This window comes from Serratia sp. CY33525 (assembly GCF_052169115.1).
GTDB classification, from domain to species: domain Bacteria; phylum Pseudomonadota; class Gammaproteobacteria; order Enterobacterales; family Enterobacteriaceae; genus Serratia; species Serratia sarumanii.
Genome location: NZ_JBJNLK010000005.1, coordinates 289,098 through 309,877, shown reverse-complemented (window position 1 = coordinate 309,877; position 20,780 = coordinate 289,098). Strand labels below are relative to the sequence as shown.

Below are 20,780 nucleotides of genomic sequence, written 5' to 3'. Positions count from 1 at the left end.
CCATTTTTTTCGCCTGAACGCCGCTTATTTGCGCAGCGCTTTCACCTGTTCGGCGGTGATGTCCGCCGGCAAGCCGCCCCAGGTTACGCGCAGATAATTCACCAGCTCCGCCACGTCGGCATCGCTCAGCCGTTCGCCGAAGCCCGGCATGCTCTGCATGCTTTCGCCGTTCGGGAACTGCTGAGCCGGCAGGCCGTCCAGCACCGACACGATCAGGTTCTTGCCGTCCACCTGGCGCAGCGTGGCGTTATCGCGCATCGCCGGTGCGACGTGCGGTTTGCCCTCGCCTTCGCGGGCGTGGCAGCCGGCGCACTGATCCAGATAGGCCATGCGCCCGGCATCGCTGCCCTGGCCCATTTTCACCGGCACAGCCGCCGGCGGCTGCTCGCCCATCAGATACAGCGCCAGCGCCTGATGGTCTTCCGGCGTTAAATGCCGGGTGCTGAGATCCACCACCATGTGCATCTCGCTGAAGGCGGAACCCTGCGGCGCGAGGCCGGTGCTGAGGAAGCGGCTGACGTCCTGCGGCGTCCAGCCGCGCTGCGCCAGGCCGTGCGGCGTAATGTCCGGCGCCATGAAGCGGCCGAGATCGCCGCCCTGCATCGGCTTGGCGAGATCCATCTGCCCCAGCGCGCCGCGCGGCGTGTGGCATTCGCCACAGTGGCCCAGCACGTCGGCCAGATAGCGGCCGCGCTGCCATTGCGGCGAGCTGCCCTGCGAACTGGCCGGCAGCGGATCCTGGCTGCGGAACAGCAGGTTCCAGCCGATCAGCGCCATGCGCTGGTTGAACGGGAACGGCATCTCGTTGGCCGGAATGGCCACGTCCACCGCCGGGCGCGTCATCAGGTAAGCGTAGATGTCGTCGGCGTCCTGACGCGACATGCCCTTGTACGAGGTATAAGGCATCGCCGGGTACAGGTGCCTCCCGCCCGGCGCCACGCCCTGCGTCAGCGCCAGGAAGAAGTCGTCCTTGGTCCAGCGCCCGATGCCGTGGTCGGCCGACGGCGTCAGATTGCTGCCGTAAATCGTGCCGAACGGCGTTTCCAGCGGATAGCCGCCGGCCAACGGCGCCCCGCCGCTGGCGGTGTGGCAGGCGGCGCAGTCGGCGGCCTGCGCCAGATAGCGGCCGCGGGCGATCTGTTCGGCGCCGGCGGCCACCTGCTGCACCGGGCCGTCGTAACGGCGGTTTTCCCGCCACCACAGCAGCGCAATCACCACGATCGCCACCAGCAAAATCAATACTGCGAGACGTTTTTTCATTGCGCCGTCTCCTTCAGCAGGCCCGGCGTTTTCAGCACCACGTCGCGCACCGCTTCGTAGTAACGCACATAGCCGGTGCAGCGGCAGATGTGGCTGTCCAGCGCCTGCTCGATGGCGCTTTCCAGCTGCTCGCGAGCGATAGGTTCACGCTTGAGCTTTTCCACGAAAATGGTGGCGGCATTGACAAAGCCCGGCGTGCAGTAGCCGCACTGGAAGCTGTAGTGCTCCAGAAACGCCTGCTGGATCGGCGACAGTTCAACCACCTCGCCCTGCTCGTCCACCCTGGCGTGGCCTTCGACGGTACGCACTTTCTTGCCGTTGAAGAAATGCGCGCCGGTGATGCAGGTGCGCACCTCTTCGCTGGTGCCGCTCGGGTGATCGACGATTGCCACGCAGGCGTGGCAAATGCCCTGCCCGCAGCCGAGGCGCGAGCCGGTCAGGTCAAGGTATTCGTGCAGGAAATCGATCATCATCAGGCCTTCCGGCACCTCGATCGGGCCGTATTGCTTCTGGTTGATGGTCAGGGAGATCGGCTGGGTTTTAATGCTCATTGTAATACCTCACGAATATTTTCTGCACGAACGGGCAAATCACGGAAACGGTGGCCGGTGGCATCGGCGATGGCGTTGACCAGCGCGGCCACGATCGGGATCATCACCACCTCCGCCATGCCTTTCGGCGGATCGGTTTCCGACAGCGCCGGCAGGATGTCGCCGCTCTGCTTCCACACCGCCACGTCGCTGGCGCGCGGCAGGTGGTAACGGTTGAAGTTCCAGGTGCCGTTGCCCGGCCCGTCTTCGTACAGCGGTAAATATTCGTGCAGCGCATGGCCGATCCCCATCGCCAGCCCGCCCTGCAGCTGGCCGGAAACCAGTTCCGGCACGATCAGGTTGCCGCACTCCATGATCGAATGGTGATTCAGCAATTCCACCTGGCCGGTGGCGATATCTACCGCCACTTCCGCCAGCGTGCCAACGGCGCTGTAGTAGGTCACCGCCGCATTGTTACGCTGGGTTGGCGGGTAGTAGACCTGCCCGCGCGCCAGCGGTTTGAATTCGCCGCCGGCGTTGCGCAGCGCCATGCCGTCGATCGGCAGGCGTTCGCTTTTGCCGCTCAGCGTGAAATCGGCCTCCGCCCACTGCCAGCGGTTGAAGACGTGCACCGCCGCGCCGGTGACGCCGCCCATCTGATAGGCCGTCTTGGCCAGCAGCTCGAGGCTCAGCACCGACATGCCCGCCGCCGTCAGGCCGCCTTCGACCCAACGCGCATCTTCACGCCGCACCACCAGCGGCGCCGCCTGGCCGCCGCCGATGCCGGCCTGCCACAGCGCCATCGCCGCCGGCCAGATGCCGTGATCGAAGATCAGGCGCGCCGCTTCGCGGGTGCTGTGCGAGAAGTAATAGGCCGAGTTGCTGGCGCTGGACGGCGAACAGTAGCTCGGCGTCCAGTTAGGGTTGGTTTGCAGCTTGTCCTGCTCCTCCTGCGACATCAGGTAGGGATCGCCGCTGGTGACCATCGGCAGCACCGACCAGTCGGTGACCGAGAAATGCGCTTCGTCGGCCGGTTTGCCCAGCCACTGCGCGCACAATACCGACTGCGAGGTCGACATGCCGGTGCCCATCTCCGCGCCGCTGTGATGCAGCGTGATGCGGCCGTCTTCGCTCAGCGCCACCCGGGCGAACGAGGTTTCCGCCCCGGTGCCGAAGTCTTTCTGCACGCAGCCGAAGCCGACGCCATAGCGCTTGCCAGGATGGCGGCTCTCAAACTCAGCCTTGCGTTCGGCGCGCTTGAGCCACATCTCATGCTTCGCCGCCTTCTCCAGCACTTCATCGGCGCGGATCGCACCGGCCGGGATCGCCCCCTGGGTGTTTTTCATGCCAGATTTCAGCACGTTGCGCAGGCGGAACTCGATCGGGTCGATCTTCAGCTCGGCGGCCAGCTCATCCACCATCATCTCGGTGGCGGCCATGCTCTGCAGCGTGCCGTAACCGCGCGCCGAGCCGGCGTCGATGGCGCGTGAGGCCAGCCCGACCGAAGACAGATCGCTTTTCGGGAAGTAGTAAATCGACTGGGCGGCGGTCGCGCCGACCATCACCACCGAAGGGGTAAAGTTGCTGCGGCCGCCGCCGTCCGCGGTCATGTCGCCGAGGAACGACTGCATGACGCCGGTCTGCTTATTCACCGCGATGCGGTAATTCATGTCGAACGCGTGGCGCTTCAGCGCCGTCTGGAACTGCTCGAAGCGATCGTTGGCCAGGCGCACCGGGTGGCCGTCGCCGTACATCGCCGCCACCGCGCCGTAATACGGGAAGTTGTAGTGATCTTTCGAGCCGTAGCCCACGGTGTAGCACGGGTGCAGGATCAGCTGTTTCACCGGCGGGTTGCGCTTGGCCAGCATGCGCGGCATCTCGTCGGCCACTTCCTGCGGCGACTGGGTCGGCACCACCAGATGCAGCGTTTGCGTCTCGGCATCGAACCAGCCGTTGGCGTTGTCCGGCTCCAGCGCCGAGGTGTCGATCGACTGCGTGGTGTAGCGGCGCGACATCACCAGCCAATCGGCCGGCGGATTGGCCATCTCGTCGGCGATCAGGCCCGCATAGCGCATGCCTTCCTGATCCAGCTTGCCGCCCTCGCGCCTTTCCGGCCACACCGGCAGGTGTTTTTTCATCGACACCGGGAAGATCGGCGTGTCCTTCAGGCTGGAGAAGCGATCGTCGTCGAACGGCTGATCGCCCCCCACCCGCACATAGCGGAAGCTGCCCCAGGGATCGCGCTCCAGCGGGCCGGTGACCGCGCCGTATTTGATGGTTTCCTCACGGAATTTCAGCTTGTCCTTGGCGAAGCGGAAACGGGCGAAGTCGTGATAGATCAGTATCGCCACCGCCTGGCCGAGATAGGCCGGGGTTTTGCCGCTCGGCAGCAGCATGTCGTCGCCGTAGAACGCCGGGAAGGCCAGGCCGTCGCGCGCCAGATCTTCCGCCGTCACCAGGCGATCCGGCTGCAGGTCGTCCCCCAGCAGCGACAGATCGACGCCCTCGAACAGCCGGTCGGCTTTAGTGACGCGAAGAATGAAGGCGTGCGCCTGTTTCTGCGGCCAGTGCGGCATGTCCACCGCGCGGATGTCGCGCGCGAACACCTTCTGCCCCATGACCTTGGCGCGGCCATCGATACGGAAACGGACGCGTTTGGTCTGCGGATCCCAGTTGGGTGACTGGAGGATTTTTTGCTCGAACAGCGCGGCGTAGGCGCGGCTGTACAGGGGCGCGAGGTACACGGACACCCCCGCAATCACGGCGCCTTTGATAAAGCGGCGCCGCGACGGGTTGAAATTGCTCATAAATAAGTCCTTCACGTCTTTCTTGTAATTGGTTTTTGTTCGCGGTGTTGTTGCGCAAACGCTGACGACCTTGCCGTAGACGTCATAAGCATATGCTTATAACTAAAATTATGTGATGATTAACAGGCTGTTTTCAACAAAAAAACATTTACAAAACACAGGTAGTTTGTAGGCTAATAAATAATTTGCGCAAACGCGGACTTCAACCATGACCACGGGCATTGTCATTACCGCCGCCGGACGCGGGGAGCGCTTTATTCAGGCCGGCGGCCAGGGCAACAAATTGAACGCCGGATTTGCCGATGCGGCGGGCGAGCGGCGATCGCTGTTCGAACACACCCTGCGCCAGGCGCTGGCCTCCGGCCTGCCGGTACAGGTGGTGACCCGGCCGGATAATCTGCCGGTGCTGGCCGCCTGCGCCGCCAACCAGGTGCCGGTCACCCTGCTCGCCAGCGCGGGCCTCGGCAACTCGATCGCCGCGGGCGTTGCGGCCACGCCGCACTGGCAGGGCTGGCTGATTCACCTGGCCGATATGCCGTTCGTCGGCGCCGATGTTTTCCGGCAGGTGGCGGATGCCTTACGGCAGCACGCGATCGTGCGCCCCTGCTATGCGCAACTGCCCGGTCATCCGGTCGGCTTTTCCGCTCTATTGCGCAAGCCACTTTGCCAACTGCGCGGCGATAATGGCGCGCGTGAACTGCTGCAAGGCGCGGCAGTGCACCTGATGCCGCTTGAGCAACCCGGCGTCGTGCAGGATATTGATCTTCCATCGCAACTCCCGGCCAGCGAGTAAATTCACCTATGCAACATCTTGACGTCACCGTAGTCAGCCAGGCGATAAGCTGGCTGCAGCAACAGCCGGTCTGGTTATGTACCGTGCTCAGCACCTACGGCTCTTCGCCGCGCTCGCCGGGCGCGCTGATGGCGGCGACCCGCGATGGCCGCTACAGCGGCTCGCTGTCGGGCGGCTGCGTGGAGGAGGATTTTTTGCGCCGCGTGGCCGCCGGGGAGTATCAGGCGGCCAGCCAGGTGATTCGCTACGGCGAAGGCGGCATGACGCCCAACGTGGCGCTGCCCTGCGGCGGCGTGCTGGACGTGCTGATCGAATACCTGCCGGCGAGTGAAGCCAGCATCGCTTACCTGCGGCGCATCGCCGGCGCGCTGGAAGGGCATCACGCGTTGATCAAACGCCTGACGCTGCCCAACGCCTGCCACAGCCTCGAGCAGAGCCACTTCACCAGCGCCACCCAGGTCGAACGCCGGCTTGAGCAGATCACCCTGCACATCGCGGCCGCGCCGCGCCTGCTGATCGCCGGGCTGTCCAGCGTGGCGCTGTACTGCGCCGATTTCGCCGTGGCGCTGGGGTTTGAGGTGCTGGTGTGCGAGAACCGCCCGGAGGCGCTGGATAACTTTGCCGCCGAGCTGAAACCGGGCGTGACGTTGCTGCGTCAGTTTCCGGCCAAATTAATTGAGGAAGGGGGTTGCCACGCCAATACCGCCGTCGTGGCGCTGACCCACGATCCGCGCATGGACGACCTGACGCTGATGGAAGCGATCCACACCCCGGCGTTTTACATCGGCGCCATGGGCTCGCTCAGAAACAGCGCGCGGCGGCGCCAGCGTTTGCAGCAGATTGCCGAATTCACCCCGCAGGAGCTGGAACGCATCCATGCGCCGATCGGCCTGCCGCTGGGCAGCAAAACCCCGGCGGAGATCGCCCTGGCGGTGATGGCGGCGATCGTGCAGCAAAAAAACCGGCTGCCGGCCGCCGACGGGCTCAATGCAGCGGCACCACCGGCACCAGATGCTGCAGCTCCAGATGCAGCTCCTCTTTCCCGCTCAGCGAATAGCTGAACACCGTAATGTCCGGCCCCTCTCCGCGGGCCAGCCCCATTTCGGGCAGCACCTGCGTGTAGATTTGAATGATGTGGTCATTGAGCGCCACCGGCTTGCCGGAATAGCGAAAACGGCAAAACTCGCCGTGGATCTCCGGCAGCGGCTCCAGCACCACGCCTTCGCGCAGCGGGTATTCCGTCGTCACGCCCAGGGTATAATCGACCCTGACCCGCTCGCCGTCCGGCACCAGTTGGGTAAACGAATAGGTTTGCGTCGGGCGCTCGCCCAATAAGGTATAGAACTGCGCCCGCAGCGCGCTGCGCTGCGGCAGGTGCGACTTGTCCAGCTTCTCGATATCCAGGTGATAAGCGTACTGCTTGCCGTGAAAGGCGTATTGCCCGCTGGCGATGCTGACGCGTTCGACCTGAATATCGCCCGGCTGGCTGGCCGCCAGCGAACGCACCAGATTACTGAAGTCCTGCTTGCGGGCATGGCGATAGACGCTGGGCGATTCGGCGAAGTGTTTCTTGAAACAGCGCGAGAACGTCTGCTGGTTATCGAATTGGTATTCGACCGAGATATCGAGGATGCTCTTCTGCGTGAAACGCAAGGCGAAGGCGGCGAGATAGAGGCGGCGAGCGCGGATATACGAAGCTAACGATAATCCGGTCTGCTTCTTGAACATGCGCTGCAGATACCATTTCGTATAGCCTGACTTGGCGGAAACGATATCCAACGACAGCGGATTGGTCAGATTATCCTCAATCCAGACCAGCAATTCCTTGATATGACTTTCCTGCGTACTCATGTGCTTGCCGAGCCTTCTGTTGCCGATATTCCATTAGTCGAATTTTAGTGCTGTCCGCGTAGGGTATACAGGTTAAAACTCGCCGTCCAGCAGGCTACAGGACTTTACACAATCCCCTTCACCGCCCGCAGGCGGCGAAGGGGGCCGCGCTTATTTCAGGCAGCTGGAGCACTGACCGGCCTGGATCTTCTGGAAGAAGTCATTGCCTTTGTCATCCACCAGGATAAACGCCGGGAAATCTTCCACCTCGATTTTCCAGATCGCTTCCATGCCCAGCTCAGGGTACTCCACGCACTCCAGGCTCTTGATGCTCTGCTGCGCCAGCACCGCCGCCGGGCCGCCGATGCTGCCGAGATAGAAACCGCCGTGCTTGTGGCAGGCATCCGTTACCTGCTGGCTGCGGTTGCCTTTCGCCAGCATGATCATGCTGCCGCCGTGGGATTGCAGCAGATCGACGTAGGAGTCCATACGCCCGGCGGTGGTTGGCCCCAGCGAACCGGACGCGTAGCCCTCCGGCGTTTTGGCCGGGCCGGCGTAGTAGATCGGGTGATCCTTGACGTACTGCGGCAGGCCTTCACCGCGATCCAAGCGTTCTTTCAGCTTGGCGTGCGCGATATCGCGGCCGACGATGATGGTGCCGCTCAGCGACAGGCGGGTGGAAACCGGGTACTGCGACAGCTGTTTGAGGATCTCGGCCATCGGACGGTTGAGATCGACCTTGATCGCCTCGCCCTCCCCGGCCTGGCGCAGCTCCTGAGGAATGAATTTCCCCGGATTGTGCTCCAGTTTTTCCAGCCAGATGCCGTCGCGGTTGATTTTGCCTTTGATGTTGCGATCCGCGGAGCAGGAGACGCCCATGCCGACCGGGCACGACGCGCCGTGGCGCGGCAGGCGCACCACGCGGATATCGTGCGCGAAATATTTTCCGCCGAACTGCGCGCCCAGACCCAGGTTCTGCGCTTCTTGCAGCAGTTCCGCTTCAAGTTCCAGATCGCGGAACGCCTGGCCATGCTCGTTGCCTTCGGTCGGCAGACCATCGTAATACTTGGTCGAAGCCAGCTTGACGGTTTTCAGCGTCGCTTCCGCCGAGGTGCCGCCGATGACGAACGCCACGTGGTACGGCGGGCAAGCCGCGGTGCCCAGCGTGCGCATCTTGTCGACCAGGTAATTTTTCAGTTTGCCCGGCGACAGCAGCGCCTTGGTTTCCTGATACAGATAGGTTTTGTTGGCGGAACCGCCGCCCTTGGCGATGCACAGGAACTTATACTCTTCACCGTCCACGCTGTAGAGATCGATCTGCGCCGGCAAGTTGCTGCCGGTGTTGACCTCTTTGTACATATCCAGCGCAGCGTTCTGCGAATAGCGCAAATTCTCTTGGATGTAGGTGTTGTACACCCCGCGCGACAGCGCGGCTTCATCGCCGCCGCCGGTCCAGACGCGCTGGCCCTTTTTGCCGACGATGATCGCCGTGCCGGTGTCCTGGCAGGTCGGTAAAATACCCTTGGCGGCGATTTCTGAGTTACGCAGAAATTGCAGCGCAACGTACTTGTCGTTTTCGCTGGCGTCCGGATCTTTGAGGATATCGGCCACCTGCTGCTGGTGCGCCGGGCGCAGCATGAACGAGGCGTCGTGGAACGCATGCTGGGCAAGCAGGGTTAACGCTTCAGGGGCAACTTTCAGAATTTCCTGGCCTTCAAATTCGCTCACGGAAACGTGGTCGCGGCTCAGCAGGTAGTATTCGGTATCGTCTTTCTTCAGCGGGAACGGATCTTGATAGTGGAACGGTTTATTCGACATTGATCTCTCACTTGCAACATCAGCTGCGTTAAATTCACACTTGCGGCGCACGGCTCGGCGCCTTGTCAAAAAACTGCCTCCACCTTACGTATTTTTAATCAGTCAGTTATTGCGCCAAATCGCAAAATAACCGCTCTTTGCGTAAGGGATTACCACAGGCAGCGTTTCAACCTTGCTCGGTGAGAACTGCGGGTACAGGCTCATCATGCACGCTTTATTATCCCGCAGTTAACACATTGATTACAATCCATCGGCGGCGATCGTCTTATCAATGTGGCGAAAAAGCGCCGGATGCGATTTACGCGGGGCGTATTGTCAGCCGCCGCGCCATTGCTTAAGCTAGGCCGCAATGAACAAACCGAGAATCCCCATCGCGCTGCAACAAGCGGTAATGCGCTGCCTGCGAGAAAAGCTGCAGCTGGCCCGCCAGCATTTTGCCGTCGAGTTTCCCGAACCCAGCATCGTCTATCAGCAACGCGGCACCAGCGCGGGCACCGCCTGGCTGCAAAGCTGGGAAATCCGCCTGAATCCGGTGCTGCTGCTGGAAAACCAACAGCCGTTTATCGATGAAGTGGTGCCGCACGAGTTGGCGCACCTGCTGGTGTTTCGCCAATTCGGCCGGGTGGCGCCGCACGGCCGCGAATGGCGCTGGATGATGGAAAGCGTGCTGCAGACCCCCGCCAGCCGCACCCACCGCTTCGAAACCGCCTCGGTGCAAAGCAAAACCTTCCCCTATCGCTGCGGCTGCGGGCAGCATCAGCTCACCATCCGCCGCCATAATCGCGTGCTGCGCGGCGAAAGCGAATACCGCTGCCGCCGGTGCGGCGAAAAACTGAAATTTCTCGCTAGCGAGAACCTTTAGTTAAACGATTTATACGTTAAAACAAGCAAATATCGCCATTTGCCACTGCCGGCAAGTTCCGTTACCCTGCCTGCTTTTCCAATTTTGAGCTGTTTTGGAATATGCTTCGCAGAATTTTGTTTATCGCGGTTTTCGCCGCAGGCGCCGTACAGGCGCACGGCATCAATAATTTTTCTCAGGCCAAGGCGGCGGCGGCCAAGATTAACCAGGATGCGCCGGGCAGTTTTTACTGCGGCTGCCGCATCGACTGGCAAGGCAAGAAGGGCATCCCGGATCTCGCCGGCTGCGGCTATCAGGTGCGTAAAAACGCCCAGCGCGCGCAGCGCATCGAGTGGGAACACGTGGTGCCGGCCTGGCAGTTCGGCCACCAGCTGCAGTGCTGGCAGGACGGCGGGCGCAAAAACTGCAACAAGGACGCCACCTATCGCCAGATAGAAACCGATCTGCACAACCTGCAGCCGGCGATCGGCGAAGTGAACGGCGACCGCAATAACTTCATGTACAGCCAATGGAACGGCGGCGCCGGCCAGTACGGGCAATGCCCGATGAAGGTGGACTTCAAGAATAAACAGGCGGAGCCGCCCGCCCGCGCCCGCGGCGCCATCGCCCGCACTTACTTCTACATGCGCGATCGCTACCAGCTGCGGCTGTCACGCCAGCAAACCCAGCTGTTCGAGGTGTGGAACCGGCAATATCCGGTGAGCCAATGGGAATGTCAGCGTGAAGCACGTATCGCCAAGGTGCAGGGCAACCACAACCCCTATATTCAACAGGCTTGTCAGCAGCGGAAAAGCTAACCTACTATAGCCTTTATCTTTCATGGCGCCGCCAACCCACGGCGCCGTTTCGTCAGGATCAGACTACCCATGCGCATACCCCGCATTTACCATCCGCAGCCGTTGACCGATCGGGCGGAGATCGCCCTCAGCGAGGACGCCGCCAACCACGTCGGCCGCGTGCTGCGCATGAGCGCCGGCCAGGCGCTGCAGCTGTTCGACGGCAGCAACCAGGTGTTCGACGCCGAGATAGTCCGGGTGGACAAAAAGAGCGTGCTGGTGCGCCTCGGCGACGGCCGCGTGGACGACATCGAATCGCCGCTCAACCTGCATCTGGGCCAGGTGATCTCGCGCGGCGAGAAGATGGAGTTCACCATCCAGAAATCCATCGAGCTGGGCGTCAACGTCATTACCCCGCTGTTTTCCGAGCGCTGCGGCGTCAAACTGGACGGCGAGCGTCTGGCGAAGAAAATCCAGCAATGGCAAAAGATCGCCATCGCCGCCTGCGAACAGTGTGGCCGCAACCGCATTCCCGAAATCCGCGAGGCGATGTCGCTGGAAGCCTGGTGCGCCGAACAAGACGGCAGCCTGAAGCTCAACCTGCATCCGCGCGCCAGCCACAGCATCAACACACTGCCGCAGCCGGTAGACCGCGTCCGCCTGCTGATCGGCCCGGAAGGCGGTTTGTCCGCCGACGAAATCGCCATGACCACCGGCCACGGATTTACTGATATTCTGTTGGGGCCACGCGTGCTGCGTACCGAAACCACAGCGCTCACCGCCATTACCGCTCTGCAGGTCCGCTTCGGCGACTTGGGTTAAAGGAGAAAAGATGATTAAGCTCGGCATCGTGATGGATCCTATCGATTCCATCAACATCAAGAAAGACACCAGCTTCGCCATGCTGCTCGAAGCGCAGCGCCGCGGTTACGAATTGCACTACATGGAGATGAACGATCTCTATCTGCACGCCGGTGACGGGCGCGCCCGCACCCGCCTGCTGAGCGTGAAGGAAGACAAGGAAAACTGGTTCAGCTTCGGCAGCGAGCAGGATCTGGCGCTGCACGATCTGGACGTGATCCTGATGCGCAAGGATCCGCCGTTCGATACCGAATACATCTACGCGACCTACATTCTGGAGCGCGCCGAGGTCAAAGGCACGCTGGTGGTCAACAAGCCGCAAAGCCTGCGCGACTGCAACGAGAAGCTGTTCACCGCCTGGTTCCCTGAGCTGACTCCGGACACGCTGGTCAGCCGCAGCGCCGCGCACATCCGCAAATTCCACCAGCAGCACGGCGACATCATCCTGAAGCCGCTGGACGGCATGGGCGGCGCGTCTATCTTCCGCGTGAAGCAGGACGATCCCAACCTGTCGGTGATCATCGAAACCCTGACCGAACACGGCAGCCGTTTCTGCATGGCGCAGAACTTCCTGCCGGCGATCAAGGACGGCGACAAACGCATCCTGGTCGTCGACGGCGAGCCGGTGCCTTACTGCCTGGCGCGCATTCCGGCGCAGGGCGAGACCCGCGGCAACCTGGCGGCCGGCGGCCGTGGCGAAGCGCGCTCGCTGAGCGAGAGCGACTGGAAAATCGCCCGCACCGTCGCCCCGACGCTGAAAGAGAAAGGGCTGATCTTCGTCGGCCTGGACGTGATCGGCGATCGCCTGACCGAAATCAACGTGACCAGCCCAACCTGCGCGCGCGAAATTGAGGCGGCATTCCCGATCTCGATTACCGGCATGCTGATGGACGCGATTGAAAAGCGCCTGGCGGCGAAGTGATGCGCCATGCGGGCGGCCTGCCGCCCGCTATCCTGCATCGCGCCCGCCAAAGCCGCCTTTTCGCGGCTTGAAAGGCGGCGGGTATAGCCGCATACTGGCGGCTGTTTATTTTCTCACCCATTGATTACCTTATACTAACGCCATGAATTTACAGCACCATTTTCTGATCGCCATGCCCACCCTGCAGGATCCTCGCTTCAAGCGCTCGGTGATTTACGTCTGCGAGCACAACGAAGAAGGCGCCATGGGTTTGGTGATCAATAAACCGGTGGAGCAGTTCACGGTAGCCACGGTACTGAGCAAGCTGAAGATCATGCCGCCTGCGCGCGATCCGGCCATCAGCCTGGACAAGCCGGTGTTCGCCGGCGGCCCACTGGCGGACGATCGCGGGTTTATCCTGCATACGCCGCGCCACGGCTTCGGCGCCAGCATTCAAATTTCCCCCAACACCATGATCACCACCTCGAAAGACGTGCTGGAAACGCTCGGCACCCCGGAACAACCGGACGACGTGCTGGTGGCGCTGGGTTATGCAGGTTGGGAAAAGGGCCAGCTGGAGCAGGAGGTGTTGGAGAACGCCTGGCTGACCATCGAAGCCAACACCGACATTCTGTTCCGCACGCCGATCGCCAGCCGTTGGCGCGAGGCGGGGAACCTCCTGGGTATCGACATTCGCAGCATCGCCAACCACGCAGGACACGCCTGATGAGCAACCGCACCATTATCGCCTTCGACTTCGGCACCAAAAGCATCGGCGCGGCCGTCGGCCAGGAGTTGACCGGCAGCGCCCGCGCCCTGCCGGCCTTCAAAGCGCAGGACGGCTCGCCGGACTGGCTGAAAATCGAAAAGCTGCTGAAGGAGTGGCAGCCGGATCTGGTGGTGGTCGGCCTGCCGCTGAACATGGACGGCACCGAACAACCCGTGACCGCCCAGGCGCGCAAGTTCGCCAACCGCCTGCACGGCCGCTTCGGCATCCAAATCGATCTGCATGACGAGCGCCTGAGCACCGTGGAAGCGCGCGCCAACCTGTTCGATCGCGGCGGCTTCCGCGCGCTCGACAAAGGCAGCGTGGATTCCGCCTCTGCGGTGGTGATCCTCGAAAGCTGGTTCGAACGGCAGTTGGGTTAACCCTCCGTTCCCTCCCCCGTACTCTCCCCCAACACGCCGGCGTCGATCCGCTGCTGCAAACCTTGCTCAAAGGTTTGCATGCCGGACTGCGCGCCGGTTTGCAACACGCTCGCCAACTGGTGGGTTTTCCCTTCGCGGATCAGGTTGCTGACCGCCGCCGTCGCCGTCAGCACCTCAAAGATCGCCACTCGCCCACCGCCGGGCCGCCTCATCAGCTTTTGCGCGATCACCGCCTGCAGGCTGCCGGCCAGCTGGGCGCGCACATAGGGTTTCTCTTCCGTCGGAAACACGTCCACCAGCCGTTCCACCGCCTGCGGCGCGCTGCGGGTGTGCAACGTCGCCAGCACCAGATGGCCGGTCTCCGCCGCGGTGAGCGCCAGCCGGATGGTGGCGATATCGCGCAGCTCACCCAGCAGGATCACATCCGGATCTTCGCGCAGCGCGGCGCGCAACGCCGCATCGAAGCTGTGGCTGTCGCGGCCGATCTCCCGCTGCTGGATCAGCGAACGCCGGCTGCGGTGCAGGAATTCGATCGGATCCTCCAGCGTCAAAATGTGCCGCGGCTGGTGCCGGTTGATCTCGTCGATCATCGCCGCCAGCGTGGTGGACTTGCCGCTGCCGGTGGCGCCGGTGACCAGGAGAAGCCCGTCGTCGCGCCGCAGCAGCGCCGGGACGATGGCCGGCGCCGCCAGCTCGGCAAGCGAGGGCGCCTGCCCGGCGATGCGCCGCAATGCGAGAGACATCCCCGCGCTTTGCTGAAAAACGTTGGCCCGCAGCCGCTCCCCGCCCGGCCGGTGCAGCGCCAGATCGACCTGCCCCAGCCGCCGCAGGCTCTCGCGCTGCTGCGCATTCAGCAATCCGTCGCAGAGGGCCTGCACGCCTTGCGCCGTCAGCGTTGGCGCCGCCGCCAGCGGCTGCAGTTCACCGTCGATGCGCAACATCGGCGGATGGCCGGCACAAAGGTGCAGATCGGAAGCATTATGCTTTACACTAAGGGCCACGAATTCATCGATATCCATATCACTCTCCCGGGTCAATAATGAGCACTATCCAACAGAACCTGCAGGATGTCAGAAACCGCATCGCGGCCGCCGCGCAAAACTGCGCGCGGGCGCCAGAAGAAGTTGCCCTGCTTGCAGTCAGCAAAACCAAACCTGTGGCGGCGATCGAAGAAGCCATTGCCGCCGGCCAGCGCGCCTTCGGCGAGAACTACGTGCAGGAAGGGGTAGACAAGATCCGGCATTTCGCCGAGTCGCCGCAGGGCGGCGAGCTGGTGTGGCACTTTATCGGCCCGCTGCAATCCAATAAGAGTCGGCTGGTGGCGGAACACTTCGCCTGGTGCCACACCGTAGATCGGCTGCGCATCGCCCAGCGCCTGAGCGATCAGCGCCCGGCCGGCATGCCGCCGCTCAACGTGCTGATTCAAATCAACATCAGCGACGAGCAAAGCAAATCCGGCATCGCGTTAAGCGAACTGCCAGCGCTGGCCGAAGCGATCGCTGCGCTGCCGAACCTGACGCTGCGCGGCCTGATGGCCATCCCGGCGCCGGAAGCGGATTATCAGCGGCAGCTGGCGGTATTCAACCAGATGAACGACGCCTTTCTCGCCCTGCGTCAGCGTTATCCGCAGGCCGATACGCTGTCGATGGGCATGACGGACGATATGGCGGCAGCGATCGCCGCTGGCAGCACCCTGGTGCGCATCGGCACCGCAATTTTTGGCGCCCGCGACTACTCGCAGGCCTGACAAACAGACGAGGGATTTGATGCAACATCGCAAGATTACCTTTATCGGCGCCGGCAACATGGCGCGTGCAATCATCGCCGGCCTGGTGGCGGGCGGCTATCCGGCCAAATCCATCAGCGTCTGCGCCCCTTCGGCGAAAAACCGCGATGCGCTGGCGGCGGACTATGGCATCGTCAGCAGCGGCGACAACGTCGCCTGCGCGCGCGCGGCCGAAGTAGTGGTGCTGGCGGTCAAACCGCAGATGATGGCCGACGTTTGCCAACCGCTGCGCGAGCAGGTCGATTTCAGCGGCAAACTGGTGCTGTCGATCGCCGCCGGTATTCAGGTCAGCCGTTTCTATCAGCTGCTCGGCGACAAGCTGGACATCGTGCGCATCATGCCCAACACCCCGTCGTTGGTCGGCAAGGGCATGAGCGGGTTGTACGCGCCGGCGCAGGTCAGCCAGCAGGATCGCGACTACACCGGCGATTTAATGGCGTCGGTCGGTAAAGTTTGCTGGGTCGATGACGAAAATGGCATCAACGGCGTGATCGCCGCCGCGGGCAGCGCCCCGGCCTATTTCTTCCTGTTTATGGAGGCGATGCAAAAAGAGGCCGAACGTATGGGCTTCGACAGCCAGACCGCGCGCGATCTGGTGCAGCAGGCCGCTTCCGGCGCCGCCGCGCTGGTGGAAGCCAACCCGGATACGCCGCTGGGCACGCTGCGCGAGCAGGTGACCTCCAAAGGTGGCACCACCGCCGAAGCGCTGCGGGTGTTCAATGAACGCCAGCTGCCGGAAACCGTGGCGCAAGCGATGCAGGCCGCCGTTTCCCGCGCGCAAGAGATGGAAAAATTATTTTAAATAACCATGAGTTAAGGAGAAGGACCACTTCATGCTAACGCTGACTTTCCTGGTCAAGACCGTTATTGATCTGTACGTGATGGTGCTGTTGCTGCGCATTTGGATGCAGTGGACACGCACCGATTTTTACAACCCGTTCTCGCAGTTTGTGGTGAAGATCACCCAGCCGGTGGTCGGCCCGCTGCGCCGCATCATCCCGTCGCTGGGGCCCATCGACAGCGCTTCACTGCTGCTGGCGTTCCTGCTGATGACCATCAAGTACCCACTGCTGCTGCTGATCCAGGGCGGCGCGATGTCGCTCAGCCCCTATAACCTGCTGTTCGGCCTGATCTCGCTGGTGAAGTCTGCCGGCTACCTGATCTTCTGGGTGATGATCATTCGTGCGCTGATGAGTTGGATAAGCCAGGGCCGCAGCCCGATCGACTATGTAATGTACCAGCTCACCGAACCCTTGATGGCGCCGATCCGTCGCATCATCCCGGCGATGGGCGGCATCGACTTTTCCGCCATGGTGGTGATCCTGATCCTCTATCTGATCAATTACCTGGGCATGGATCTGTTCGGCGAGATCTGGTTCCTGCTGTGAGTGCAGTCACTCCGGTGCTGGACGGGCTGGCGATCAGGCTATATATTCAGCCGAAAGCCAGCCGCGACCAAATTATCGGCTTGTATGGCGACGAACTGAAAGTCGCCATCACCGCCCCGCCGGTCGACGGCCAAGCCAACGCCCATCTGATCAAGTTTATCGCCAAGCAGTTCAAAGTGGCGAAAAGCAGCGTCACCATCGAGAAAGGCGAACTGGGGCGGCATAAACAGTTACGCATCGTGAATCCGCAACAGATCCCCGCCGTGGTCGCGGCGCTCATCGAATAATTTTCAAGGTAGTCATTATGCAAAAAGTCGTTCTTGCCACCGGTAACCCGGGCAAAGTGCGCGAACTCGCCGACCTGTTGGCCGATTTCGGCCTGGACGTGGTCGCGCAAACCGATCTGGGCGTGGAATCCGCCGAAGAGACCGGCCTGACGTTTATCGAAAACGCCATCCTGAAAGCGCGCCATGCGGCACAGGTTACCGGCCTGCCGGCGATCGCCGACGACTCCGGCCTGGCGGTAGACGCGCTGGGAGGCGCGCCGGGCATCTACTCCGCGCGCTACGCCGGTGAAGACGCCGACGATCGGCAGAACCTCGACAAGCTGCTGGCGGCGCTGAAAGATGTGGCGCCGGGCCGGCGCGGCGCGCAATTCCACTGCGTGCTGGTCTATCTGCGCCATGCGCAGGATCCGACGCCGCTGGTGTTCCACGGCAGCTGGGCCGGCGAAATCACCGAGCAGGCCGCCGGCGAAGGCGGTTTCGGTTACGATCCTGTCTTCTACGTGCCGGAGATGGGCCGCACCGCCGCCGAGCTGAGCCGCGACGAGAAGCGGGCGATTTCGCACCGCGGCAAGGCGTTGAAGCTGATGTTGGAAGCCATGCGCAATGCTTAAGCTGCCCCCGCTGAGTCTCTACATCCACATCCCGTGGTGCGTGCAGAAATGCCCGTACTGCGACTTCAACTCCCATGCGCTGAAGGGTGACGTGCCGCATCAGGAGTATGTCGATCATCTGTTGGCGGATCTGGATGCCGACCTGCCGCTGGCCGGCGGCCGGGAGATAAGCACCATCTTCATCGGCGGCGGCACCCCCAGCCTGCTGAGCGCCGAGGCGATGCAAGCCTTGCTGGACGGCGTGCGGGCGCGCATTCGCGTCGCCGACGACGCCGAAATCACCATGGAGGCCAACCCCGGCACCGTGGAGGCCGATCGTTTCAGCGGCTACCAGCGCGCCGGCGTCAACCGCATCTCCATCGGGGTGCAAAGCTTCAGCACCGAGAAGCTGACCCGCCTGGGGCGCATCCACGGCCCGGAAGAGGCCAAGCGCGCGGCGACGCTGGCGACCGGCCTCGGCCTGCGCAGCTTCAACCTCGATCTGATGCACGGCCTGCCGGATCAGTCGCTGGAAGAGGCGCTGGACGATCTGCGCCAGGCTATCGCCCTCAATCCGCCGCACCTGTCGTGGTATCAGCTGACCATCGAGCCGAACACCCTGTTCAGCTCGCGCCCGCCGGTCTTGCCGGACGACGACGCGCTGTGGGACATCTTCGAACGCGGCCACCAGCTGCTGAGCGCCGCCGGCTATCAGCAGTATGAAACCTCGGCCTACGCCAAGCCGGGCTACCAATGCCAGCACAACCTCAACTACTGGCGCTTCGGCGACTATCTGGGGATCGGCTGCGGCGCGCACGGCAAGGTGACCTTCAGCGACGGGCGCATCCTGCGCACCGCCAAGACCAAGCACCCGCGCGGCTTTATGCGCGGCGACTACATGGACAAGCAGCATGAGGTGGCGGCGGCGGATCGGCCGTTCGAATTCTTCATGAACCGCTTCCGCCTGCTGGAAGCCGCGCCGCGCGCCGACTTCGCCAACTACACCGGGCTGGCGGAAAGCGTCATTCGCCCACAGCTGGACGAAGCGCTGGCCAAAGGCTATCTGGAAGAAACCGCGGAGCACTGGCAGATCACCGAGAAGGGCAAACTGTTCCTCAACTCGCTGCTGGAACTGTTCCTGGCGGACGACGAGTAAAAAAAAGCGCTGAATAATCAGCGCTTTTTTTCATGTTCAGACGGCATTATGAGGGCGATGCGTCACGTCGCCACGCCCCTTCAGCAATCCCTCAACGGAAACATCCTCGTCCAACGCGTCCCAAAGCTGACACGTTTAACCGTACTCATGCCAAGCCTCCAAAAACAATGCCTGATAGGTATCAACCAGGATTTCGCTTCAGCCTCAGCGTCTCTGATATGGATGTGCGATACCTATCCGTTACTTCAACGCCTTCAGCAGATCCTTGCGCTGGGTTTCCAGTGCGGTGACGCGGTTGCAAACGTCGCGGCCGAAGTTCTGGAAGTCCTGCTCCTGGTTGTTCCATTCGTTCTGGATCGCCTTCTGCAAGCCGCCCAGGTTGCCCATGATCGCCTGTAGCGGATTGCCGCCGCTGTTGGCGGCCTGTTTGACGCCCATCTCGTTCAGGCTGTCCTGCAGCACCCCGCCCATGCTCTGCTGCACGATGTTGCGGCCGTCCTGTTCCACCTGGTCAATAGCCTTGTGGTGGAAGGTCAGGCCGTCGCTGCGGTGCTCAATGATGCGGTTCATCTGCTGCTTCAGCTGGCCGTTCAGGGTGGTCAGCCGGTTGCGCACGTTGCTGTTGCTGCCCAGCTCTTTGACGATCACCTTATCCAGCGACGAGCGGGCTTTCTCCAGGTGCTGCTGCGCGCCGTCGTCGATCCACGGCAGCTGCTTGCGCAGCGCGCTCTGGTAACTGAAGGCTTTCTGCCGCTGGCTGTCGTTCAGGCTCAGCGCCTGGCCGTTGTGGATCACGTCGCCATCCGGCGAAATTTGCAGGTCGCCGCTGGCGCCTTTCACCTGCACGCTCTGCGGGCTGATGATCACATCATCCTGGGGTTTAACGCTGCATTGGTACTCGGCGTGGGCCTGCGCGGCAGTCGCCGCCAGCAGCAGTAAGGCTAACCCGGTTTTCTTCAACATAGCTTCTCCTGACTCCCATCCAGATTGGGATTAAAAAATCGAACGACCGATACGTTGAGACAACAGTTCCAGCGCCGCAGTTCCCGCCAGCGAGTTGCCGGAAGCATCCAGCTCCGGCGACCAGACGACGATCGACAACTCATCCGGTACGATGGCCACGATGCCGCCGCCCACGCCGGACTTGCCCGGCATCCCCACCCGATAGGCGAATTCGCCGGCGCCGTCGTACATGCCGCTGGTCATCATCAGAGCATTGATCTGCCGGGCCTGCAGCGGGCTGATCACCGCCTCGCCGCTGAGATCGCGGCCGCGATTGGCCAGATAGACGAAGCTGCGCGCCAGCTCCACGCAGCTCATGCGCAGCGCGCAGTAGTGGAAATAGGTTTGCAGGACGGTGATCACGTCGTTCTCGAAGTTGCCGAACGACTTCATCAGATAGGCGATGGCCGCATTGCGATCGGAGTGTTCGAACTCGGAGCGCGCCACCCGCAGGTCATAGGCCAGGTCGTCTTCGCCGGCCAGCTGGCGCACCACCTCCAGCATCCGCTGTTTGGGGGCGCTGAGCCGGGTTTGCAGCATGTCGCACACCACCAGCGCGCCGGGGTTGATAAACGGATTGCGCGGTTTGCCCTGTTCCATCTCCAGCTGCAGCAGCGAGTTGAACGGCAGGCCGGAAGGCTCTTTGCCGACGCGCCGCCAGATCTCAGGCTCCTGATAGCGCGTCAGCGCCAGCGTCAGGCTCAGCACCTTGGAGATCGACTGAATGGAGAAGCGCTCCGCGGCGTCGCCGGCCTGGAACAGTTCGCCGTCCACCGTGCAGACGGCGATCGCCAGCCGATCGGCGGGCACTTCCGCCAACGCCGGGATGTAGTCGGCCACTTTCCCCTGGCCAATCAGCGGGCGCACCTGTTGCAGGATCTCCTCCAGCAACGCGTTATCCAATGTTGTTACCACCTCGGTCACACTCCGGGCAAAACAAAGGCGCCGTTAAGGCACCTTAGATCAATAAAACGGCGCGGCGCG

At 62.4% G+C, this 20,780-nt stretch carries 22 protein-coding genes and 1 pseudogene; 14 read left to right on the top strand and 9 right to left on the bottom strand.

Annotated features, from left to right (window positions below; translation table 11 throughout):
- Positions 1-24 precede the first annotated feature (24 nt).
- The 3 genes from ACJ8IM_RS15395 to ACJ8IM_RS15385 are packed head-to-tail and all read right to left on the bottom strand — an operon-like array spanning position 25 to position 4,597.
- Complete coding sequence (locus ACJ8IM_RS15395) at positions 25-1,260, bottom strand: cytochrome c (protein WP_101455668.1); 1,236 nt, start codon at positions 1,258-1,260, stop codon at positions 25-27.
- Positions 1,257-1,811, bottom strand: a complete 555-nt coding sequence (locus ACJ8IM_RS15390; protein WP_033635931.1) for a (2Fe-2S)-binding protein — start codon at positions 1,809-1,811, stop codon at positions 1,257-1,259. The genes ACJ8IM_RS15395 and ACJ8IM_RS15390 overlap by 4 nt, the downstream gene beginning before the upstream one ends.
- Positions 1,808-4,597: a xanthine dehydrogenase family protein molybdopterin-binding subunit gene (locus tag ACJ8IM_RS15385; RefSeq protein ID WP_033654670.1), complete on the bottom strand. Its 2,790-nt coding sequence runs from the start codon at positions 4,595-4,597 to the stop codon at positions 1,808-1,810. The genes ACJ8IM_RS15390 and ACJ8IM_RS15385 overlap by 4 nt, the downstream gene beginning before the upstream one ends.
- 208 nt (positions 4,598-4,805) lie before the next feature.
- On the opposite strand from ACJ8IM_RS15385, the gene ACJ8IM_RS15380 reads away from it, so the two are divergent.
- Together ACJ8IM_RS15380 and ACJ8IM_RS15375 are read left to right on the top strand one after the other, a co-directional pair.
- Positions 4,806-5,390, top strand: a complete 585-nt coding sequence (locus ACJ8IM_RS15380; RefSeq protein WP_033654669.1) for a nucleotidyltransferase family protein — start codon at positions 4,806-4,808, stop codon at positions 5,388-5,390.
- An 8-nt stretch (positions 5,391-5,398) separates the two neighbouring features.
- The gene (locus ACJ8IM_RS15375; protein WP_033654668.1) at positions 5,399-6,451 is read left to right on the top strand and encodes an XdhC family protein; all 1,053 of its coding nucleotides are present in this window, start codon (positions 5,399-5,401) and stop codon (positions 6,449-6,451) included.
- Here the strand turns inward: ACJ8IM_RS15375 and ACJ8IM_RS15370 are convergent.
- Together ACJ8IM_RS15370 and fumA are read right to left on the bottom strand one after the other, a co-directional pair.
- A complete protein-coding gene (locus tag ACJ8IM_RS15370) occupies positions 6,375-7,241 on the bottom strand; it encodes a helix-turn-helix domain-containing protein (RefSeq protein ID WP_033654667.1) in 867 nt (288 codons plus the stop codon). The two genes, ACJ8IM_RS15375 and ACJ8IM_RS15370, sit on opposite strands and share 77 nt — an antisense overlap.
- A 150-nt stretch (positions 7,242-7,391) precedes the next feature.
- A complete protein-coding gene (fumA, locus tag ACJ8IM_RS15365; RefSeq protein ID WP_033649593.1) occupies positions 7,392-9,038 on the bottom strand; it encodes a class I fumarate hydratase FumA in 1,647 nt (548 codons plus the stop codon).
- A 349-nt stretch (positions 9,039-9,387) separates the two neighbouring features.
- Between fumA and ACJ8IM_RS15360 the strand changes: the two genes are divergently transcribed.
- From ACJ8IM_RS15360 to ruvX, 6 genes are all read left to right on the top strand, one after another.
- Positions 9,388-9,900 (top strand): SprT family zinc-dependent metalloprotease, encoded by a 513-nt coding sequence (locus ACJ8IM_RS15360; RefSeq protein WP_033654666.1) that lies wholly within the window; start codon positions 9,388-9,390, stop codon positions 9,898-9,900.
- A 101-nt stretch (positions 9,901-10,001) separates the two neighbouring features.
- Positions 10,002-10,697 (top strand): deoxyribonuclease I, encoded by a 696-nt coding sequence (endA, locus tag ACJ8IM_RS15355; protein ID WP_033649591.1) that lies wholly within the window; start codon positions 10,002-10,004, stop codon positions 10,695-10,697.
- Positions 10,698-10,766: 69 nt separating this feature from the next.
- Positions 10,767-11,498: a 16S rRNA (uracil(1498)-N(3))-methyltransferase gene (rsmE, locus tag ACJ8IM_RS15350; RefSeq protein WP_033654665.1), complete on the top strand. Its 732-nt coding sequence runs from the start codon at positions 10,767-10,769 to the stop codon at positions 11,496-11,498.
- Between the two features lie 10 nt (positions 11,499-11,508).
- Positions 11,509-12,459, top strand: coding sequence for a glutathione synthase (gene gshB / locus ACJ8IM_RS15345; RefSeq protein WP_033654664.1), 951 nt, complete (start codon positions 11,509-11,511; stop codon positions 12,457-12,459).
- Positions 12,460-12,601: 142 nt separating this feature from the next.
- Positions 12,602-13,165, top strand: a complete 564-nt coding sequence (locus ACJ8IM_RS15340; RefSeq protein ID WP_033635940.1) for a YqgE/AlgH family protein — start codon at positions 12,602-12,604, stop codon at positions 13,163-13,165.
- Positions 13,165-13,587: a Holliday junction resolvase RuvX gene (gene ruvX / locus ACJ8IM_RS15335; RefSeq protein ID WP_015379046.1), complete on the top strand. Its 423-nt coding sequence runs from the start codon at positions 13,165-13,167 to the stop codon at positions 13,585-13,587. The genes ACJ8IM_RS15340 and ruvX overlap by 1 nt, the downstream gene beginning before the upstream one ends.
- Here ruvX and ACJ8IM_RS15330 read toward each other — a convergent pair.
- Positions 13,584-14,606, bottom strand: a complete 1,023-nt coding sequence (locus ACJ8IM_RS15330) for a type IV pilus twitching motility protein PilT (protein WP_230116458.1) — start codon at positions 14,604-14,606, stop codon at positions 13,584-13,586. The two genes, ruvX and ACJ8IM_RS15330, sit on opposite strands and share 4 nt — an antisense overlap.
- Before the next feature lie 20 nt (positions 14,607-14,626).
- On the opposite strand from ACJ8IM_RS15330, the gene ACJ8IM_RS15325 reads away from it, so the two are divergent.
- From ACJ8IM_RS15325 to hemW, 6 genes are read left to right on the top strand one after another with little or no spacing between them, the layout of a single operon-like run.
- On the top strand, positions 14,627-15,334 hold the full coding sequence (locus ACJ8IM_RS15325; protein WP_033649587.1) for a YggS family pyridoxal phosphate-dependent enzyme: 708 nt from the start codon (positions 14,627-14,629) through the stop codon (positions 15,332-15,334).
- 19 nt (positions 15,335-15,353) lie between these two features.
- The gene (gene proC / locus ACJ8IM_RS15320; RefSeq protein WP_033635943.1) at positions 15,354-16,175 is read left to right on the top strand and encodes a pyrroline-5-carboxylate reductase; all 822 of its coding nucleotides are present in this window, start codon (positions 15,354-15,356) and stop codon (positions 16,173-16,175) included.
- Positions 16,176-16,206: 31 nt separating this feature from the next.
- The gene (locus tag ACJ8IM_RS15315) at positions 16,207-16,761 is read left to right on the top strand and encodes a YggT family protein (protein WP_033635944.1); all 555 of its coding nucleotides are present in this window, start codon (positions 16,207-16,209) and stop codon (positions 16,759-16,761) included.
- The gene (yggU, locus tag ACJ8IM_RS15310) at positions 16,758-17,048 is read left to right on the top strand and encodes a DUF167 family protein YggU (RefSeq protein WP_049235392.1); all 291 of its coding nucleotides are present in this window, start codon (positions 16,758-16,760) and stop codon (positions 17,046-17,048) included. Before ACJ8IM_RS15315 ends, yggU begins: the two co-directional genes overlap by 4 nt.
- A 17-nt stretch (positions 17,049-17,065) precedes the next feature.
- Complete coding sequence (locus ACJ8IM_RS15305) at positions 17,066-17,659, top strand: XTP/dITP diphosphatase (protein WP_101455670.1); 594 nt, start codon at positions 17,066-17,068, stop codon at positions 17,657-17,659.
- The gene (gene hemW, locus ACJ8IM_RS15300) at positions 17,652-18,794 is read left to right on the top strand and encodes a radical SAM family heme chaperone HemW (protein ID WP_049235393.1); all 1,143 of its coding nucleotides are present in this window, start codon (positions 17,652-17,654) and stop codon (positions 18,792-18,794) included. The genes ACJ8IM_RS15305 and hemW overlap by 8 nt, the downstream gene beginning before the upstream one ends.
- A 36-nt stretch (positions 18,795-18,830) precedes the next feature.
- Here the strand turns inward: hemW and ACJ8IM_RS15295 are convergent.
- The 3 genes and pseudogenes from ACJ8IM_RS15295 to glsB all read right to left on the bottom strand — a co-directional run.
- Positions 18,831-18,917: pseudogene (locus ACJ8IM_RS15295) on the bottom strand (DUF2442 domain-containing protein); the annotation flags it as partial.
- A 117-nt stretch (positions 18,918-19,034) separates the two neighbouring features.
- Complete coding sequence (locus ACJ8IM_RS15290) at positions 19,035-19,757, bottom strand: DUF2884 domain-containing protein (RefSeq protein WP_060439205.1); 723 nt, start codon at positions 19,755-19,757, stop codon at positions 19,035-19,037.
- A 30-nt stretch (positions 19,758-19,787) separates the two neighbouring features.
- A complete protein-coding gene (gene glsB, locus ACJ8IM_RS15285) occupies positions 19,788-20,711 on the bottom strand; it encodes a glutaminase B (protein ID WP_039567907.1) in 924 nt (307 codons plus the stop codon).
- Positions 20,712-20,780 lie beyond the last annotated feature (69 nt).

Excerpts from the sequence above, each read along its gene's own strand:
- fumA (WP_033649593.1), bottom strand. The coding sequence starts at position 9,038 with ATGTCGAATAAACCGTTCCACTATCAAGATCCGTTCCCGCTGAAGAAA.
- proC (WP_033635943.1), top strand. The coding sequence starts at position 15,354 with ATGCAACATCGCAAGATTACCTTTATCGGCGCCGGCAACATGGCGCGT.
- ACJ8IM_RS15340 (WP_033635940.1), top strand. The coding sequence starts at position 12,602 with ATGAATTTACAGCACCATTTTCTGATCGCCATGCCCACCCTGCAGGAT.
- ACJ8IM_RS15390 (WP_033635931.1), bottom strand. The coding sequence starts at position 1,811 with ATGAGCATTAAAACCCAGCCGATCTCCCTGACCATCAACCAGAAGCAA.
- ACJ8IM_RS15370 (WP_033654667.1), bottom strand. The coding sequence starts at position 7,241 with ATGAGTACGCAGGAAAGTCATATCAAGGAATTGCTGGTCTGGATTGAG.
- ACJ8IM_RS15290 (WP_060439205.1), bottom strand. The coding sequence starts at position 19,757 with ATGTTGAAGAAAACCGGGTTAGCCTTACTGCTGCTGGCGGCGACTGCC.
- endA (WP_033649591.1), top strand. The coding sequence starts at position 10,002 with ATGCTTCGCAGAATTTTGTTTATCGCGGTTTTCGCCGCAGGCGCCGTA.
- ACJ8IM_RS15375 (WP_033654668.1), top strand. The coding sequence starts at position 5,399 with ATGCAACATCTTGACGTCACCGTAGTCAGCCAGGCGATAAGCTGGCTG.
- ruvX (WP_015379046.1), top strand. The coding sequence starts at position 13,165 with ATGAGCAACCGCACCATTATCGCCTTCGACTTCGGCACCAAAAGCATC.
- ACJ8IM_RS15395 (WP_101455668.1), bottom strand. The coding sequence starts at position 1,260 with ATGAAAAAACGTCTCGCAGTATTGATTTTGCTGGTGGCGATCGTGGTG.
- ACJ8IM_RS15385 (WP_033654670.1), bottom strand. The coding sequence starts at position 4,597 with ATGAGCAATTTCAACCCGTCGCGGCGCCGCTTTATCAAAGGCGCCGTG.
- ACJ8IM_RS15325 (WP_033649587.1), top strand. The coding sequence starts at position 14,627 with ATGAGCACTATCCAACAGAACCTGCAGGATGTCAGAAACCGCATCGCG.
- hemW (WP_049235393.1), top strand. The coding sequence starts at position 17,652 with ATGCTTAAGCTGCCCCCGCTGAGTCTCTACATCCACATCCCGTGGTGC.
- ACJ8IM_RS15380 (WP_033654669.1), top strand. The coding sequence starts at position 4,806 with ATGACCACGGGCATTGTCATTACCGCCGCCGGACGCGGGGAGCGCTTT.
- ACJ8IM_RS15330 (WP_230116458.1), bottom strand. The coding sequence starts at position 14,606 with ATGGATATCGATGAATTCGTGGCCCTTAGTGTAAAGCATAATGCTTCC.
- gshB (WP_033654664.1), top strand. The coding sequence starts at position 11,509 with ATGATTAAGCTCGGCATCGTGATGGATCCTATCGATTCCATCAACATC.
- ACJ8IM_RS15315 (WP_033635944.1), top strand. The coding sequence starts at position 16,207 with ATGCTAACGCTGACTTTCCTGGTCAAGACCGTTATTGATCTGTACGTG.
- ACJ8IM_RS15305 (WP_101455670.1), top strand. The coding sequence starts at position 17,066 with ATGCAAAAAGTCGTTCTTGCCACCGGTAACCCGGGCAAAGTGCGCGAA.
- ACJ8IM_RS15360 (WP_033654666.1), top strand. The coding sequence starts at position 9,388 with ATGAACAAACCGAGAATCCCCATCGCGCTGCAACAAGCGGTAATGCGC.
- rsmE (WP_033654665.1), top strand. The coding sequence starts at position 10,767 with ATGCGCATACCCCGCATTTACCATCCGCAGCCGTTGACCGATCGGGCG.